We start from the raw sequence: 17,423 nt of genomic DNA on the forward strand, positions 1-17,423 counted from the left end.
AAATGATTTATTTTTTTTAGGCATTTTTCATTTTTTTGAAAATGTTACCAAATTATACGCATTATTTTCCAATTAAAGAATCTTATCATGTATGAGTGTCATTTCTGCAATTTGTTCAAAAAGGGGTGCGGCAACCATTGAAGCATACAAATTTTTTTGTGCAGCATCTTTAATAAAAGTAACAATTACGCGTTTATAATCACCTTTTTCAATAATGCCTGCAAAAGTATACGTATTATGATCATGGTTATATTGACCATTAATTATTAAATTTGCAGTGCCAGTTTTGCCCATAACCTTATACCCTTTTAATGCCGCACGGCGTGCAGTTCCTTGTAGTACTGTTTTTTCTAAGATATCGCGAATTAATTCAATTGTCTTTTCTTGATAAAGTGGATTTTCTTGATTACGGTTTGACGGTTCATTCAAAAAAATATGTGGTTTTACTGGATAGCCATCGTTGGCAATTACGCAAAATGCTTGAGCAAGTTGCAATAAACTCGCAGTAATCTCATAGCCAAATGAAAGTGAAATAATGGATTGTTTAGACCAATTGCGCGGTGGATTTACAAATCCTTTTTGTTCACCGGGCCATACAAGTTTTGTTTTAGAACCAAAGCCAAGTTTTGTGTAATGATCGTATAATTTTTTATCTAATCGTTGAGCAACTTTAGCTATACCAATATTATTAGAAGCTTGAATAACCTCAGAAAATGGAATCACGCTATGTGCGCGCCAAGTATTCACTTTGATGCCATTTAAAAAAGTACTTTTCGCATTTTGGCAATTAATGAGTTCGTTAATTGTTACTACACCTTCTTCAAGTGCTGCGAGAGCAACAAATACTTTCATAACTGAACCCAACTCATGAGTATCGGAGACTAATTTATTTTTGGTATAAGCAATATCAAGCGATTCGGTATTATTAGCATCAAAAGTAGGCCACTGTACCATACTAAGAATTTCTCCCGTTTGGGGATTCATAATAAGCACCGCGCCTTCTTGCGCTTGATATTTTTCTACAGTTTCTTTTAGATGTTCGAATGCTAAAAATTGTAAATTTGCATCAATAGTAAGTGAAACTGAATTTCCTTGTATACCGTTAGTAGTGGTAGTTTTGGTAAAATAAAAATGACCAGAGCGGGCATCTTTTTCTAATGTATGAATACTTGGTTGACCACCGAGTTGGTTGTTGCAGAGTAATTCAATACCAAATAAGCCTTTGTTATCGACATCAGTTATACCCACAATTGGCCCACTTGATTCAACCGGATAAAAACGATTTGGTTCTTTTAAAATTTTTATATCAGTTATATTTTGTTGTTCAATTAATGCGAGTTGTTCAGGTGTTAATTTGCGTTTAATATATAAAAAATGTGCGTCTTTATTTTTGTAAAGGCGTTGTAATGCTTTGGGAAAATGTTTTTTTAAAAAGGGTTCGAGCTGTTCAATATGTTCAATTTTTTTTGGCAAAATAAAAGCAGAAAGGCTCATTTTATTAAGAGCCAGTGGTTGCCCATTTCTATCATAAATCAATGCGCGTTCTGGAGCGCTAGTGATTGAAACATTATATTGTTGTTTGGCAAGATTAATATAAAAAGAACGTTGTCTGATTTGAATTGCATACAAATTACATAGAATAATCAAATATAAAGAACAGAAAAATAAAAAAATAAATCCGGCTCTTAATTTATATGCTTGATTCATGCGTTAATTGCTTTACTTGTTTTAATGAAATTTTTTTCATGCCTAATTCCTGTTGGGCAAACTTTTTAATTGATGATTTATTCTGCATCGCATAATATTCCTGCGTCAAGATTTTCCTTTTATCAATCAATTCTTGTTTAATTTTGTCATTTTTTTGCTTGAGATACGAAAGTTGAATAGCATAACTTTGCTTGTGAACCTGTAGAAGAATAAAAATTACATGCATGCCAATAAAAAGAATTATAAATGTTTTTTTCTGCATGGTTCTCCTTTTCTTTTTTTAGAATAATTGATTGCCAGGTTATTTTAAAGAAATTAATCAATTTGCTGGATTAAGTGTATTACATGAAGTTATAAATATTTTATAAATCAGGCTTTTATCAAATAGTAAAATAGTAGTCAAAAAAGCTCATTTACTCTATACTGAACCTTGATTAAATAGAATTTTTTGCAATTTTTAAAGGTATATAGCATGTGGTTCAAAATTGATCCGAGAATTTTTGAAAATTTTTCTGGAGTGCGTATTGGTGTTATTGTCGCAAAAAATATAAAAAATAGCACTGAAAACAAAGAAGTTTTTGAAAAATTACAAGAAATACAAAGTCAATTTAATGAGGTAATTAATAAATCATTATTGGATCAACATCCGTTTATCAAAACATGGCATGAGGTCTATCAAAAGTTTGGTGCTAATTCTAAAAAGCATTTGTCTTCCATTGAAAATTTAGGTTCTCGGATTGTAAAAGGTTCCATTATTAGCCCGATAAATACTTTGGTAGATTTATATAATATTATCTCTTTAAAATATATGTTGCCTGCTGGCGGAGAAAATTTAGATGCTTTAAAGGGTGATATACAATTAACAATTTCAGGGGAAAACGAGCCAGCAGTAACGTTACTTGGCCAAAAAGAAGCGCGTAGCCCAAAGCCTGGCGAAGTAATTTATAAAGATGAAAATGGTGCGATTTGTAGACGTTGGAATTGGAAAGAGGCTGAACGTAGTAAAATTACACCAGAAACCAAAAATGCAATTTTTGTAATTGAAGCTTTGCCACCAGTTGAAACAGAATTATTTGAAGATGCAATAAATGAATTAGCCTACTTAATACATCAATATTGTGATGGCGCCGTAACCAAGGTGATATTGGATGAAGAAAAATCAGAAATTCGTATAAGGCAAGCAGGTGAATATTTAGAACTAGAACCCATTGAAGCGCTTTCAGATAAAGATTGGGCGATATATAATCGTGCATTTGAGCGGAAAGATCGCTCAGAAGAAACGCAATTACGTATAGAAAAAGTTGATGAAATGCGCCAAGCGGGTATTGAGCCGTGGCCGCAAGCAAAACCAGTTCCAGATACCTGCAAAGAAGTTTTAAATGAGTTTGGTACCAATGAGCAGCGAAATGAATATGCTATTGCTGGCCGATTGATGAGTTTGCGATTGCATGGTAAAACGGCATTTGCTGATGTGCAAGATGTTGCATGCCGCTTACAGATTTATATTAAACAAGATATTTTAGGAAAAGATAAATTTCAGCAATTAAAAAAATTTGTAGATCTTGGCGATATTATTTGGGTTACTGGATCGGCATTTCGTACCAAAATGGGTGAAATCACACTTGAAGTAACTGATTTTGAATTGCTCAGTAAATGCTTACATCCATTACCAGAAAAATTTCATGGTTTAACTGATACTGAAACGCGATATCGACAGCGTTATCTTGATTTGATCAGTAATCCAGAAAGCAAGCAAAAATTTATTCGGCGTTCATTATTAATTAGATCAATGCGGAACTTTTTTGATAATCATGGTTTTCTAGAAGTTGAAACACCAATGCTTCATCCGATTGCGGGGGGCGCAGCAGCACGTCCTTTTATTACTCATCATAATGCATTCGATACTGATTTTTATTTACGTATTGCGCCAGAACTTTATTTAAAACGGTTGGTTGTTGGTGGATTTGAACGGGTGTATGAAATTAATCGTAACTTTAGAAATGAAGGTATTTCTGCGCGCCACAACCCTGAATTTACTATGACCGAATTTTATATGGCACATCAAGATTATCATTTTATTATGGGATTTGTTGAAAATCTTTTGAGGACGGTAATTAAAGAAAGTTGTGGTATTTTACAAGTGCCATTTGGTGAGCATATAATTGATTTTGAAAAACCATTTAAGCGTATTAGTATTCGTGATTCAGTTATTGAAATTGGTGGTTTATCGCAAAAAGATATTTTGGAATCAAACATTGATGAAACATTAAAAAAGCATAGCGTAAAATTAGCAAATAAAAATGCTTCAATTGCTGAAAAAATTTATGCATTATTCGAAGAAATTGTTGAAGCACAATTAATTCAGCCGACTTATGTCATTGATTTTCCAATAGAAGTTTCACCGCTTGCAAAGCGGGATCCGGATAATCCTAATATTGCTGCTCGTTTTGAGCTATTCATTGGTGGCATGGAATTAAGCAATGGTTTTAATGAGTTGAACGATCCGTTTGATCAAGCAGAACGCTTTAAACAACAATTGGAAGCACATCGGGCGGGCGATGAAGAAGCACATCAATATGATGCCGATTATATTCAAGCACTTGAATATGGTTTACCACCGACGGTTGGCGTTGGAATTGGCATTGATCGTTTAGTTATGTTAGCAACTAATACAACGTCAATTAAAGATGTAATCTTATTCCCGACGCTAAAAAGAAAATGAACGAAGCCTCAATTGAATTTGCCCAATCTGCGGCGCAGCGCATAAAAGAATTAGTACCGCAATTGAATAGATCCGGAGTAAAAATTTTGGATTTCGGTTGCGGCAATGGGTTATTAACGTATTATTTACAAGAAGTTTTTTTTGAAAGTACGGTTATTGGCATAGATACTGATAAAAAAAAGATTCAAGAAGTATGCGTTAATTATCCAGAGATTACATTTCAAGAGATTAAAAATAATGAGCAATTACCATTTTCTGATGCATCTTTTGATTTAATTGTTGTTTCATTAACATTGCATCATATCCAAAAAAATAAACATAAAAAAATAATTAACGAATTAATGCGCGTACTAAAAAAAGATGGTTATTTAATTTGTTTAGAACTAAATCTCTATAACTTTAGCACGCGACAATCTTTTTATAACGATCTGCAAGAACAAGGAAATACTTTGCTGTCGCCGCGATATTTAAAATCATTACTAAAAAACATAGGCAAAACAAGCACCTATTATTTTAATTTTTTCTCCAAATATTTATCATTTTTTGAATTTCTAGAGCCATATCTTTGGTGGTTGCCATTCGGGCAGTGGTATTTGGTAGTTTGTAAAAAATTAGGAAAATAATCGTTAAAATTTTTATTTTTTATCATAATTTTGAATAGCAGCACAATTACGAAGCAATTGAGCAGTTTCTATATGGTCTGCAGATTCTGCAATATCTAAAGCGGTTCTTCCTTTATTATTTTTAATATTTATTATTGCACCTTTATCATATAATAATTTAACATTTTCTATAGCGCCTGAATGTGAAGCATAATGTAAAGGAGTCCAGCCATCATTATCTTGAATATTTACCTTAGCACCTTTATTGCATAGGAGTATAACTGTTTTTATTGCGTTACAATATGAAGCCCAATGTAGAGGTGTTGATTTTTCTTGATTCTGAGTATTTATGTCAGCACCATACTCACAGAGAAGTTCTACAATATTTGGATAGCCAAATTTTGTAGCATAATGTAGGGGTACCCAGCCATCATTATCCTTGATATCTGGATTAATATAATTATTTTTTAAAAGGAGCTCAAAAATTTCTTTTTTAGATATTGCGGAAGAGAAACTCAGAAATATTTTATTACCAATATCAATAGATTTTTGATTATCATTACATTGATCCATAAATGTTAAATCGTTAGGGTTTATTTTGCATTTTTCAATAAGTATTTTTTTTATGTTTGTAAAAACAATCTTTCTTTTATTTAACAAATAATTTTCTTTTATCGATTTATCATTAGACAGGTGTTTTGGTATATATGCTTTTAAATTTTCTAATTTTATATTTATCAATGAATCAGTAGGTGTTTTCAAATCAACAAGCTTTTTCATTCTCTTATTAACGGCTCTAAAATTTTGTAATGGTGCAACTGATTCTTTCAGTTTATTTACAGTTTGTGCAGTTTTAAGTTTTTGAAAATCTACTGAATATAAGATAATTATGTTTAATATATCATTGGGTAAATTAATTAAGGGAAAATATTCCATTGGCGTAATTTTTGGAGAAAAAAGTAAAAAGAAAAAAAAGATCATTTGTTTATTCATTTTTGCCTCACTTATGCCAATATCAATAAGAAAGAATACCAATGAGGCAAGCTTAATGCAAAAAAAGTAGCTTTTAGTTATAAATTTTTATTTTTTATCATAAAGCCATTGAGCAATTTCTATATGGCCTTTAGATTCTGCAAGATCTAAGGCGGTTTTTCCTTTATTGTTTTTAATATTTACTGTCGCACCTTTTTTATATAATAATTTAACAATTTCTATAGCGCCTGAATGTGAAGCACAATGTAAAGGAGTCCAGCCATCTTTATCCTGAGTATTTATGTCAGCACCCTTATCAAGCAATAGTTCAATCACTTTAATATGGCCATGCTCTGAAGCAATATGTAAAGGAGTACGGCCGCCCCATCCGATTTTACTATCTATTTGAGCATCATTATCAAGCAATAGTTTAACCACTTCAACATAGTTCTTCTCTGAAGCAATATATAAAGGAGTATGGCCGAATTCGTTTTTACTCTCTTTTTGAGCACCCATATCAAGCAATAGTTTAACCACTTTAACATGGGGGAACTTTAAAGCACTGTGTAAAGGAGTAGCGCCGCGGCTGTCTTTACTCTCTTTTTGAGCACCATTTTTAAGTAATAGTTTAACCACTTCAATATGGCCACGCTCTGAAGTAATATGTAAAGGAGTAGTGCCATTGATGGCTTTACTATCTATTTGAGCGTCATCAAGCAATAGTTCAACCACTTTAATATGGCCATACTCTGAAGCAATATATAAAGGAGTACAGCCGCGGTCGTTTTTACTATCTTTTTGAGCGCCATTATCAAGAAATAGTTTAACCAATTTAATATAGCCAAGCCCTGAAGCAAAATGTAAAGGAGTAGCACCAACGTTGTTTGTAACATTTAGAATTTGCTTGCAAATTTCAGAAGTAGATTTTGAATAATCATCTATAAATGCTAATTGATTGTTTTTAAAATCAAATTTTTTTTCAAGTATTTTTTTTATTTGGGAAAAAATAAGTTTTGTTTCTGTTTCTTTTTTTAGTTTTTTATTAACACAGCTTAAGTTTTGCAATGATTTTAAATCAAATGGTCGCAAGAGATGTTTTATTATTTCTTGATGCATCTCGCGAGGTAAATTCATTAATGAATAATTAGACTGCTCCATTGCATTAGCAATAGAAGTAGAGAGTGTTATTAAAAGAAGATAAAATATTTTTTTCATGATTTTGCCATTTATAATGAGATTATTGCGATCTTTACTCAATTATAAAATAATTTTAAAGAAAATCAATAAAGCTTGATATGTGCAGAGTTTTATGTTTTCGATTAGAAATGAGTGGCTTGGGGATTACTTTATTTTTTCATCTTTTAATTCAATACCCATTGCATGCAATTGATCTCGGATCTGATCGGCGCGAGCCCAATCTTTTTGTTCACGCGCTTGCTCGCGTGCATCAATGAGTTTTTGAATTTTGGGTGTTATTTCAACTGCTTTTTCAAACAATGGTTCTAGTGTAAGACCAAGGATCTGTTGCAGAAATTGTTTAACCGCACAAAAAGCTATTTCATCTGCTTCAAGTGCATCAAGATTAGAAAACAATACGCCAAACATACCGGGCGTATTCAAATCATCAGTTAAAAAATCAAGCATGTTTTTTATAATCGGTTGATTTCTTATTACATCATACGACAATGGTTCATGGCATGAATGTTTTTCAAAAAAACGTACTAATTTTTGATAGGTTTTTTGCGCAACTTCAAGATCTTGGAATGAAAAATCAAGTGGCGCTCGATAATAATGATTTAAATAATAAAATCGGACAACCATCGGGTCAAACTGTTTAAAGACGTCTTGTAGTGTAAAAAAGTTACCTAATGATTTTGACATTTTTTCTTTATTAACGCGTACAAAAGCATTGTGCATCCAATAGCGAGCAAATGGCTTTTCAGTCAAGCCTTCTGTTTGCGCAATTTCATTATCATGATGGGGAAAAATAAGATCCATGCCACCACCATGAATATCAATTTGTTCACCTAAGTATTTTTTGGCAAGTGCGGAACATTCAATATGCCAACCAGGCCTACCATATCCCCATGGGCTTTTCCAAAAAGTTCCTTCTGGCTCTGATTTCCATAAAGCAAAATCGAGCGGATCTCGTTTTTTTTCTTGCACTTGCACGCGTGCGCCGGCACGCAGTTCGGATAATTTATGTTTTGAAAGTTTTGGATAGCCGGAAAATTTTTCCACGCTAAAATAAACATCGCCATCAACTACATATGCAATTTTTTTTTTAGCTAAATTATCAACAAAATCGATAATAACATCAATATTTTCAGTTACTCGTGGTTCATAAGTTGGTGGTAGGCAATTCAATACATCAACATCTTGATGAAAAGCGTCAATAAATTGCGTTGCAATTTCTACGTATCGTAGTTGATCGCCAAATTTATTTTCAGCACGTACAAGTAATTTATCATCGATATCAGTAAAATTTCGGCAATATGTGACGTTATAATCTAAAAACTTGAGTAGCCTCAATAACACATCAAAAGTTACATATACGCGGCCATGGCCGATATGAGCATAATCATAAGGAGTAATGCCACAAACATACATTTTGACCTGATTTGGCTCAAGTGGTACAAAAACTTCTTTTTTCCCGGTAAGCGTATTTGTAATTTTCAACATGATAATAGATGTTCCAATTTTTGCATTAAAAATTTAATATTTAGAATTCAAGATGATTAATCAAAATAAATATCGTATTTTCCTGGCCAATTTTAAAAAAAAAGGTATCCTAAATTCTTAACCTAACATAGTTTATTTTTACTAAAGTTTTATAGTTGTGGCAAGAATCAGGAGCATCAGATGGTATCATCATGGCGAACATTCTTCTATAGCACAGTGTTGATCGTATGGAGTGCTATTAGTTTTAGTTTTATTATTGCAAATAATCAAGAATCAATTTCTCCTATTGAGGATGAAATTGAACAAGCAGCACATTCTTTAGAGGATAATGCTGCTCAAATAGATGAAGCAAATGTTGATGATGAAGAAATTGAAGTGACTCCAGCTGAAGATTATCAATTAGAATCAGAAGAAGATAATAATGTTGTTGATGAGCAAGAGGAAGTAGCTCCTGCTGGGCAAGCACCAAAGCCGCGGATCATAAAAGATATTATTATTGTCGGCAATAAACATATTCCAAGTGAGCCTATTTTAAACCGTATACCATATCAACCGGGTGAAATATTCACAAGACAACGTACTAATAAATTAATCAGAAATGTATACGATTTAGGATATTTCAGGCAAGTGAAAGTATATGCTCAACCGGTGAATGATGATTCTATTAATCTTATCGTTGCTGTTGATGAAAAACGGTTACTTGAAGAAGTGAAGTTTCAGGGCAATAAGCATATATCTGAAAAAGAAGTTAAAAAGAAAGTTGATTTTGCAAAGGTGCCTTCAATTGATGAAGATGATTTACCAAAATATATTAAAATCTTGAAAAAATTATATCGCGATAAAGATTATCATGATGTTGATATTGCAGCTCAAGTAAAAGGTGACTGCGAAAAAGCAATTCTTCATTTTGCGATTAAAGAAGGAAGAAGAACGCTTATTAAGCGGGTTTGTTTTACTGGAAACGATCATTTCCTCGGTAAGAAGCTTCGTACCTTATTATTTACACGAGAAGATTGGGTTTTAGGATTTTTAGATCGAGCAGGAAGTTATCAACCAGATGCGATTGAGGCAGATAAATTTGTTATAGAAAATTTTTATCAAAGTAATGGTTTTTTAACTGCTAAAGTACGCGATGTATCGGTTGATATTGATGAACGCACTAAATATGTAACGGTTACTTTTCATATTCATGAAGGTGAGCAATATACCATAAGTGATGTGCGCGTACCGGGCAACGAAGTAATTTCTGAAGAAGAATTACTTGCACGATTACCAGTACGTGTTGGTCAGTTATATTCAAAAGAAAAAATTCGTGAAACTATCGAACTATTACGGGTAATTTGGGGAAGTTATGGTTATATCAATGCAGATATTGAGCCTTCAATTCAACCGAATGACGATGAAAAAACGGTATCAATAGCATTTTATACGGAACTTGGATCAAAAGTATATGTGAATAATATTAATATTATTGGCAATTGCAAAACACATGATAAAGTGATTCGCCGTATGTTGGTTATAGAAGAAGGTGGTTTATTAACTACACATGCGATGGATGAATCAAAAAATAGAGTAGAAGGTCTTGGTTATTTTGATCAACGCGATGGCGTTAATTGGCGTATTAATCGCAATGGAAAAGACTCAGTTGATCTTGATCTTATTGTAAAAGAAGTAAAAACCGGTAAAGTTGAAGCTCAAATTGGTTTTGGTGGTACAAGAGATATTTCATCACCAACAGAATCATTTAATATTGGAGTAAATGTTACCGAAACTAACTTGTTTGGTCGTGGTATTAATTTAAATAGTAGTGCTACACTTTCAAAAGAAGAACGAAACCTTCTTTTCAGTATCAGTGATCCATGGCTTTTTGATAAGCCAATTCATGGTGCTTTTGACGTTTATTTAAAACGGTCATTATATGATGAATTTAAATTAATTGAGCAGCCTGAAATTAAAGAACGTATAACGGGTGGTACAGCAAGACTTGGTGCATTATCAGCAAAATTGAATGATGCTACTATTTTAGGCCAACTTGGCGTTGATGGTATTACCTATAATGAAACGCCAATTGTTAAAAGAGAATTGCTAGCCATGGCACCTCTAGAGGCAGTCGAGTTGCAAGCTATTTTTGATCGACGATTTGCAAGTGGCGCCTTTTTATGGGTTGGTGGTTCTGCATTTAAAGATGTACGTAATCATCCAGTACATCCAAGCCGTGGTTATCAATGGGCAATGCATACGAAATTTTCTATTCATAGTAATTTAAAAGATAATCCAAGAGATAATCCAGCAGAAGTACGAAGACTTGAAGAAGGCAGAGTACGATTTGGCTATGCAAAGTTTAATCTTGATGCAAGTTGGTACACACCGCTTATCGGCGAACGTGATTTAGTACTTTGCTTGCACGGTTATTTTGGTATTGTTGCACCATTTAAAAATCGCAGCGTACCATTCCGTGAATTGTATCACGTTGGTGGCCCAGCTAGTATACGTGGTTTTCTATATGGTGAAATAGGCCCAAGATTTTTTAGTCCTACCTTGAATCAATCTGATATGCTTGGTGCAAAAAAGGCATTCTGGCTGAATGCGGAAATGATTTTCCCCATTTCTAGTGACTTTTCTATGAAGGGTGCGGTATTCTATGATGGAGGTGCGGGTTGGGATACGCCAGATTCAAATTTAATAAGTCCTGCCGACTTAAGAAATAATAGTTTTAGTTTTAGGCATTCGGTAGGTTTTGGGGTACGAATTTTACGGCCAACACCAGTAAAAATTGATTGGGGCTTTAAGCTTGATCGCAAAAGAGATGAAACAGCAAGTCAAGTACATTTTAGTATGTATCATGAGTTTTAAAAAAGTTTAACTCATAAAGGTGTTTAAGCCACCAAAGGAGTTATATGTTTTTAGTGATACTTCTTTATCTTTTTTTTGGAATAAGTTTTACCATATTAAAATTTCTTTTTAATATGACGGATCCTCTTACGGTTACTTTTTGGCGATTGTTAATTGCGGGAGGATTTTTTATTTTTTTTTATTTTTGGCGTCATCGAAAGTGGCCAAAAATAAAAGTAAAAGATAGAAGTTTATTTTTTCAGTTTACGTTAATTGCAATTTATCTGACCTTCACTTTAGGTTCATGGGCGGTATTATATATCTCTTCAATTAAAGCTTGCTTTTACTATAATCTTGCACCATTTGTTACCGCAATTATCGCTTATTTTTGGTATGGGCGCACCTTGTCAATAAAAAAAATTGCTGGCATTATTGTTTCATTTTTAGGATTTATTCCGTATTTGCGTGCTGCCGCACAGTATGAGTCAGAAAGTGTTTTCCATGCGTTTATATGGCTTCCTGATATTGCTATGGCTCTTGCGGTTATTTCTTATGCATATGGGTGGCTTTTAATTAATGAGCTTGAAAAACGTGGATATGCAGCTGAATTAATAAATGGGGTTGGTATGCTTGCTGGTTCAGGATTGGTGCTTGGTACAATGATGATCACCAAAACCGCTATTCCTATTGCAGAAATGTCAAAATTTATCGCTTTATTATTATTATTAATTCTCGTTGGTAATATTATTTTTTATGCATTATATAGTTATCTGCTTCATTATTATCGTCCAACGTTTTTATCTTTTATGGGTATTATTGCACCGTTATTTGCTGGCTTTTTTGGTTGGATTTTTTTATCCGAACCAATTCCACCAGCTTTTTTTGTAACGATTTTCATTGTTGCATTAGGATTATTTATTTTTAATTATGATGAATTAATGAATGTAGCAAGTTAATTTAAATCTATAACTTCTCTTCAATTGATAACTTGTGATATGTAATGTTAGAAGGTTGTGGCTGAAGGCCAAATTCTTCTTCTTTAAAAGAAATTAATTGAATCGGCCGTTTGTGGGCAAAAAAGTTTTCCCAAATATCGATAATTTCTAACATCCTATTCTTAGGGAGAGTAATTTTAGGAAGTTCTTTTAAATAAAGATGAGTGATAAGCACGTTATTATTTTCTGTTTTAATATTACAAGCATCCATTGATAATTCCTCATCATCGGGAGAAGTAATTATTGCCCGCACAAAATCGGGCATATTGGCTACATCTGTGGTTAATAGCTCTCCTAATAACCGTAAATACGGATGATCGATATTGAAATTTATAATACCATTTTTATCTATATGAAGCGTTAAGTGTAACATTACACTCCTTTAAATGACCTTTTATATTATATATTTTAGCAGGAAAAGCCCGCAAGATTTTTTTCTTTTCAAGATACATTTGTATTATAACACCATTTTTACTTTTACCGATAATTTTATCAGATAATTTTTGTATGGGGTTTTTATAAGCTTGTTTTATAGATTTTTCTATCATTTCTTGCGACCATGTTTCTGGAAAATAAGTATACCAAGTTTTAATACCATTTTCAGTGCTATTATCACAAAAAATAGTATCACGTAGCTGTGGTTCTTCTTCTTTTTTAAACCAATTAAAAAAATTTTTGAGCAATGCAAACATATCTTCTCCTTTTTTTATTATAAAAGTGTATTTAGTATACTTGATCAATTTTTGTTTTCAATATTCAATTCTATTAATTTTTTGAAAATGGAATATTAAAACTAAATGAATTGGGTGCTATTAAATTTCGATAATTATTTGGAAAATTATAAACCCGATATTCAGAGCGGTTTTAGGCATATGAATATCGGGAATAAAAAAAATAAGTATATTACTTAGTGACTTTATAAATAATTAGCCGAGTAAATCTTTTATTTTTTCAAGAAGATCTTCTTTAGCGATATAACCTGTTTCTTTTCCTTGCACTTCACCATTTTTTAGAAATACAAAAGTAGGAATTGAAGTAACGCCATATTGTACGGCAAGTTCACGTGATTCATCAACATTAAGTTTTACAAATTTATATTTATCACCATATTCTTTTTCTAATTCTTCAAAAATTGGCATCATTTGTTGGCATGGGCCACACCAGGGTGCAAATACATCAATAATAATCGGTTTATCAGTATTTATTATTTCTGTTTCATAATTTTCTTTAGTAATTGCGATTGGCATAAGAGTTCCTTTATCTTTTGAAAGTTAATTAATATTTAGCTGAAACTATAACTAAAAATTTTATATTCGTTAAATATTATGCGTCTATTTTTTCATTCGATAGATAAATTAATCAAATAATAAAATTTAACTGCTAAAATGATATTTTCAAAATCGACAATAAGATAAATAACCGAAACGCGAAATGAGGGCTATTGCATAATATTGAATAAATTTGTAGACTAAAAGTATCTCAATAATCCTTTCAAACAAGGAGTTTTCATGAACTATACCGGATATACTATGACCGAATCGGTCCGCAGTTTTATGTATAAAGTTTACGGATGGATGGCCGCTGGTTTGGCATTAACAGCAGGAACTGCTTATTACGTTTTTACCAATAAGGCATTATTTAACTATATTTTTAGTAGTCCATGGGTAATTGGATTATTAGTTATAGCACAGTTTGGTGCAGTTATTGCGCTTTCTGGTTTTGTATTACGCATGCAATTAAGCACAGCGATTGTGACTTTTGTTGGTTATTCTATTTTAACCGGAGTAACGCTTTCATCAATTTTCTTTGTGTATCAAATTTCATCGATTTATTTGGTCTTTGCAGTAGCTGCTGGCATGTTTGCAACAATGGCTATATACGGTTATTTTACTAAAAGTGATTTGACCGGTGTGGGATCATTAGCGCGTATGGGCCTTTTTGGCATTATAATTGCGATAATAATCAATATATTTGCACGCAGTGCACAAATGGATTATATTATTTCGCTTATTGGCGTAGGTGTTTTTACTTTGCTTATTGCTTATGATAGTCAAAAAATAAAACAAATGGGTCAAATGATGTTGGGCCAGGGACAAGTGGCAAATAAAGTAGCTTTACTTGGTGCGCTTACATTATATCTTGATTTTATCAACTTATTCATATTTTTATTGAATTTGCTTGGTAAAAAAAGAGACTAAAAAGTAAATATAGACTATAAAAAAAGGATCGTGTAAAAAGCGGTCCTTTTTTATTACATTTATCCTTTAAATATTTTTTAAATTATAATTTTCATGGCACTTTGCGCGCAGCACCAATCTTTTTGTATAAACAAAAAGATTGGACAAAAATACACCAACATACTGTTGGATTGCTTATTCACCCAAATTCGTGCCCACTCATCCTTCGGCAATAGCCTCGGATTGGGTCACACGTGGGCTCAAACGACTTTTATAAATTTTTTTTAATTAATAAAAAAAATCCGATAGCGAGTCGAGATCCGAAGATGAAGGTTGAAAACCTGAATATGAGAGTTCTCGTTATGAGCGGAAGTACAATCCAACGGAACGTTGGTGCCCTTGTGTTAAGGGTATTGGGCAAAAACAATACCCTTATGCCTTGGCCGGCATGAGGCCAAAAGTGTTCAAAGATATATGGCATAATTTAGGAAATTAAGTTGTAATTTGCCGTAAGTTTTTTAATTGCTCAAATTGATAAAAGTTTCCATGAAAACCAAATGGTATATGATGAGGCAGTGCTGCTCGTCCTAATTCTTTAAAATTACTCGCATCCAGCATTAATAAGAATGATTGTTTTTTTTGTCCATCTAATACAACTGATAAAATAACGCCATCATCTTCTGTAGGTTTTTTTGGATTACTAACAAAAATTGGTTCTCCCGGAAAACAGTTTACTGCTGACCATTTGAGTGTATCTCCAGAATCTACATTAATTTTTAATAATTGAGTATTATCTGCTGTAACAGCGTACATACATGAATATGGTTTTCCATTATAATATTCATAATTAATACTTGGTGATTCTAAACAAATATCAGAAATATCATTTTTTATAATTGTTTTTTGTTTTAAATCAATAGTATATCGTTTAAGTAAACCAGATTTATGGCTGGAGCATGATTTAAGTTTTTCAAGTGACATGTTGGCAATAACATTACTATCGTTATAAGCAATTAAATCCATAATAATAGTATTATTTTTTTCATATGCATTTACTTGATGAAAAGTGAAAAAGGCATCAGTTTTATATTTGCCCACTAGTGATCCATCGGCTTTATTGAGCACAATGAATTTAGTTCCGTGCTTTGGTTCCCATTTAAAGTTATGTAAGAATGGTTTGTTTGAAAATAATAAATCAAATGGATTAACTACAAAGGGTATAATTGGAAGTATAATAAATTGTTCTGTAATAGCAAAACTATGGATATAAGAAGGATATTTTGTTGGCAGAGAAGCAATAAGAATTCGTTTGGTATTATTTTTACTAATTTTATATAGCTGATAATTGCTGGTATTGCCGAACTGAGTGAGAATATTAAATAACTCACCAGAATTACTATCGATATGTGGATGTGCTGTGCAAATATGCCCATCGAGCTTATCTTTATAAGAAAGCGGTCCAGTAGTTTCCAGCGTAATTGGGTTAAAAGTAAGAGCGAATGGCGTTTCAGTAAGGGCGGCTAATTGATTGCCAATAAGCGTAATATTAATATTCGTATTGTCATAAATGGGCGGTTTGGCAAATAAAGAAGAAAATTTTGAAAAAAATGATTTTGGTTTTGCCTGCCCAGTTATTGAATCAGGTAATTTTCCTTCGATATAGGCCTTTTTGCGATAGTTGCTATCAAGAAACTTATTTGCATAAGAAACGCTGCCATTTTCAAAAGTAAATCTATGAATCATAGCAAAGCCATCAAACCAATGCTTAAATTTAAATTTTCCCAGCTCAAATTGAGCTGGCCCATTACGGAATAAGCTACCCTTTAACCATGTTGGAACCTTGCCTTTTATTGAAAGCTTATCGATAACAATTTCTTGAGCTAATGTAGTATAGCCACATGAATTATCACAATTTACCTGACTAACCGTAGGATTAATGTTAACAATAGGGGTTATTTTTTTTTCAGCAGCAACAGCAATGACGTGTGATGATTCTTTTTGGTAAAAGAAATTCAAGCTACCGATTAATAAGCTGCATAAACTGGTGATAATAAAAAAGTGAAATTTTTTCATAGTTTAAAAACCCCAAAATGATGAAGATATAGCTTGAATTATATCGTATTTTGACTATTTTAGCAAAGGTTATTCTGATAGAATTAATTTTTTAAAAAATAAATTTCATATAGAAAAATTAACAGGGATGCGATTTTAAAAATAATCTAATAGTAAAAAAAATAATGAAGATTCTTGAATAAATATTTAATTATTTAATAATGATGCTAATTACGGTACCAAGACCAAAAAGTAAAATAGCGATACCTGAGATTTTATTAATGCGTTCTATTGTTTTTGGCAAAATAGAAATACGAAACAGTGAAGTAAATCCGCCCAAAATAAGCCACCACAATGAAGAGCCGACAAAAACACCAAAAATAAGCGCACATAACTCAAGGTAAGAACTATGCAAATAATCAACATGTAATGCGGCAAATAAAGCCGCAAAAGATAAAATAAGTAATGGGTTAGATAATGTTAAAAAAAAAGTAGAAAAATATGCTTCTACCATACTTCGTGTCCAGGTTGCACGTGGGCGTGGTGGTCGTGCAAAAAAAATTACAAGCCCTAAAATGCACAAAAATAATCCGCTAATAACACGAAATAGTATTGAATGATATTGTAAAAAAGATGAAATAAAAGAAAGGCCTACAATTGCAATTGTAGCATATACAATATC

Annotated in this window: 15 protein-coding genes; 5 read left to right on the top strand and 10 right to left on the bottom strand. The window is 32.4% G+C overall.

The genetic code is table 11. The features are described from left to right. Positions 1-72: 72 nt before the first annotated feature. The gene (locus WDZ41_02280; GenBank protein ID MEX0940160.1) at positions 73-1,707 is read right to left on the bottom strand and encodes a penicillin-binding protein 2; all 1,635 of its coding nucleotides are present in this window, start codon (positions 1,705-1,707) and stop codon (positions 73-75) included. Further along, entirely contained in the window at positions 1,691-1,969 is a 279-nt protein-coding gene (locus WDZ41_02285) for a hypothetical protein (protein ID MEX0940161.1), read from the bottom strand. The genes WDZ41_02280 and WDZ41_02285 overlap by 17 nt, the downstream gene beginning before the upstream one ends. Before the next feature lie 210 nt (positions 1,970-2,179). Here WDZ41_02285 and lysS point away from each other — a divergent pair, with 210 nt between their 5' ends. Together lysS and WDZ41_02295 are read left to right on the top strand one after the other, a co-directional pair. Then, on the top strand, positions 2,180-4,429 hold the full coding sequence (gene lysS, locus WDZ41_02290) for a lysine--tRNA ligase (protein ID MEX0940162.1): 2,250 nt from the start codon (positions 2,180-2,182) through the stop codon (positions 4,427-4,429). Next, a complete protein-coding gene (locus WDZ41_02295; protein MEX0940163.1) occupies positions 4,426-5,052 on the top strand; it encodes a class I SAM-dependent methyltransferase in 627 nt (208 codons plus the stop codon). Before lysS ends, WDZ41_02295 begins: the two co-directional genes overlap by 4 nt. Before the next feature lie 12 nt (positions 5,053-5,064). Here WDZ41_02295 and WDZ41_02300 read toward each other — a convergent pair whose 3' ends face one another. From WDZ41_02300 to cysS, 3 genes are all read right to left on the bottom strand, one after another. Next, positions 5,065-6,024: an ankyrin repeat domain-containing protein gene (locus WDZ41_02300; protein MEX0940164.1), complete on the bottom strand. Its 960-nt coding sequence runs from the start codon at positions 6,022-6,024 to the stop codon at positions 5,065-5,067. Positions 6,025-6,111: 87 nt separating this feature from the next. Then, positions 6,112-7,218: an ankyrin repeat domain-containing protein gene (locus WDZ41_02305; GenBank protein ID MEX0940165.1), complete on the bottom strand. Its 1,107-nt coding sequence runs from the start codon at positions 7,216-7,218 to the stop codon at positions 6,112-6,114. A gap of 126 nt (positions 7,219-7,344) precedes the next feature. Continuing rightward, complete coding sequence (cysS, locus tag WDZ41_02310; GenBank protein ID MEX0940166.1) at positions 7,345-8,685, bottom strand: cysteine--tRNA ligase; 1,341 nt, start codon at positions 8,683-8,685, stop codon at positions 7,345-7,347. 180 nt (positions 8,686-8,865) lie between these two features. Between cysS and bamA the strand changes: the two genes are divergently transcribed. Next, positions 8,866-11,538, top strand: a complete 2,673-nt coding sequence (gene bamA, locus WDZ41_02315; GenBank protein ID MEX0940167.1) for an outer membrane protein assembly factor BamA — start codon at positions 8,866-8,868, stop codon at positions 11,536-11,538. A 44-nt stretch (positions 11,539-11,582) separates the two neighbouring features. Then, positions 11,583-12,473 (top strand): DMT family transporter, encoded by an 891-nt coding sequence (locus WDZ41_02320; GenBank protein ID MEX0940168.1) that lies wholly within the window; start codon positions 11,583-11,585, stop codon positions 12,471-12,473. A 7-nt stretch (positions 12,474-12,480) separates the two neighbouring features. On the opposite strand, the gene WDZ41_02325 is transcribed toward WDZ41_02320, so the two are convergent. The 3 genes from WDZ41_02325 to trxA all read right to left on the bottom strand — a co-directional run bounded on the left by WDZ41_02325 (position 12,481) and on the right by trxA (position 13,759). Further along, entirely contained in the window at positions 12,481-12,885 is a 405-nt protein-coding gene (locus tag WDZ41_02325; protein MEX0940169.1) for a hypothetical protein, read from the bottom strand. Continuing rightward, the gene (locus WDZ41_02330; GenBank protein MEX0940170.1) at positions 12,857-13,204 is read right to left on the bottom strand and encodes an EndoU domain-containing protein; all 348 of its coding nucleotides are present in this window, start codon (positions 13,202-13,204) and stop codon (positions 12,857-12,859) included. The genes WDZ41_02325 and WDZ41_02330 overlap by 29 nt, the downstream gene beginning before the upstream one ends. A 234-nt stretch (positions 13,205-13,438) precedes the next feature. Continuing rightward, positions 13,439-13,759 (bottom strand): thioredoxin, encoded by a 321-nt coding sequence (trxA, locus tag WDZ41_02335; GenBank protein MEX0940171.1) that lies wholly within the window; start codon positions 13,757-13,759, stop codon positions 13,439-13,441. 261 nt (positions 13,760-14,020) lie between these two features. Between trxA and WDZ41_02340 the strand changes: the two genes are divergently transcribed. Beyond that, positions 14,021-14,710 (top strand): Bax inhibitor-1/YccA family protein, encoded by a 690-nt coding sequence (locus WDZ41_02340; GenBank protein MEX0940172.1) that lies wholly within the window; start codon positions 14,021-14,023, stop codon positions 14,708-14,710. A 471-nt stretch (positions 14,711-15,181) separates the two neighbouring features. Here the strand turns inward: WDZ41_02340 and WDZ41_02345 are convergent, their stop codons facing one another. Beyond that, positions 15,182-16,762, bottom strand: coding sequence for a carotenoid oxygenase family protein (locus WDZ41_02345; protein ID MEX0940173.1), 1,581 nt, complete (start codon positions 16,760-16,762; stop codon positions 15,182-15,184). Positions 16,763-16,952: 190 nt separating this feature from the next. Then, on the bottom strand, positions 16,953-17,423 hold a 471-nt coding region (locus tag WDZ41_02350; protein MEX0940174.1), incomplete at its 5' end, for a LysE family transporter.

Source organism: Candidatus Babeliales bacterium (assembly GCA_040879965.1).
In the GTDB taxonomy this organism is placed as follows: Bacteria; Babelota; Babeliae; order Babelales; family JACPOV01; genus JBBDJI01.

Bases quoted from the DNA above. Each gene is read 5' to 3' on its own strand.
- WDZ41_02340 (MEX0940172.1), top strand. From the start codon at position 14,021: ATGAACTATACCGGATATACTATGACCGAATCGGTCCGCAGTTTTATG.
- WDZ41_02300 (MEX0940164.1), bottom strand. From the start codon at position 6,024: ATGAATAAACAAATGATCTTTTTTTTCTTTTTACTTTTTTCTCCAAAA.
- bamA (MEX0940167.1), top strand. From the start codon at position 8,866: ATGGTATCATCATGGCGAACATTCTTCTATAGCACAGTGTTGATCGTA.
- WDZ41_02330 (MEX0940170.1), bottom strand. From the start codon at position 13,204: ATGTTTGCATTGCTCAAAAATTTTTTTAATTGGTTTAAAAAAGAAGAA.
- WDZ41_02295 (MEX0940163.1), top strand. From the start codon at position 4,426: ATGAACGAAGCCTCAATTGAATTTGCCCAATCTGCGGCGCAGCGCATA.
- cysS (MEX0940166.1), bottom strand. From the start codon at position 8,685: ATGTTGAAAATTACAAATACGCTTACCGGGAAAAAAGAAGTTTTTGTA.
- WDZ41_02285 (MEX0940161.1), bottom strand. From the start codon at position 1,969: ATGCAGAAAAAAACATTTATAATTCTTTTTATTGGCATGCATGTAATT.
- lysS (MEX0940162.1), top strand. From the start codon at position 2,180: ATGTGGTTCAAAATTGATCCGAGAATTTTTGAAAATTTTTCTGGAGTG.
- WDZ41_02325 (MEX0940169.1), bottom strand. From the start codon at position 12,885: ATGTTACACTTAACGCTTCATATAGATAAAAATGGTATTATAAATTTC.
- WDZ41_02320 (MEX0940168.1), top strand. From the start codon at position 11,583: ATGTTTTTAGTGATACTTCTTTATCTTTTTTTTGGAATAAGTTTTACC.
- WDZ41_02345 (MEX0940173.1), bottom strand. From the start codon at position 16,762: ATGAAAAAATTTCACTTTTTTATTATCACCAGTTTATGCAGCTTATTA.
- WDZ41_02280 (MEX0940160.1), bottom strand. From the start codon at position 1,707: ATGAATCAAGCATATAAATTAAGAGCCGGATTTATTTTTTTATTTTTC.
- WDZ41_02305 (MEX0940165.1), bottom strand. From the start codon at position 7,218: ATGAAAAAAATATTTTATCTTCTTTTAATAACACTCTCTACTTCTATT.
- trxA (MEX0940171.1), bottom strand. From the start codon at position 13,759: ATGCCAATCGCAATTACTAAAGAAAATTATGAAACAGAAATAATAAAT.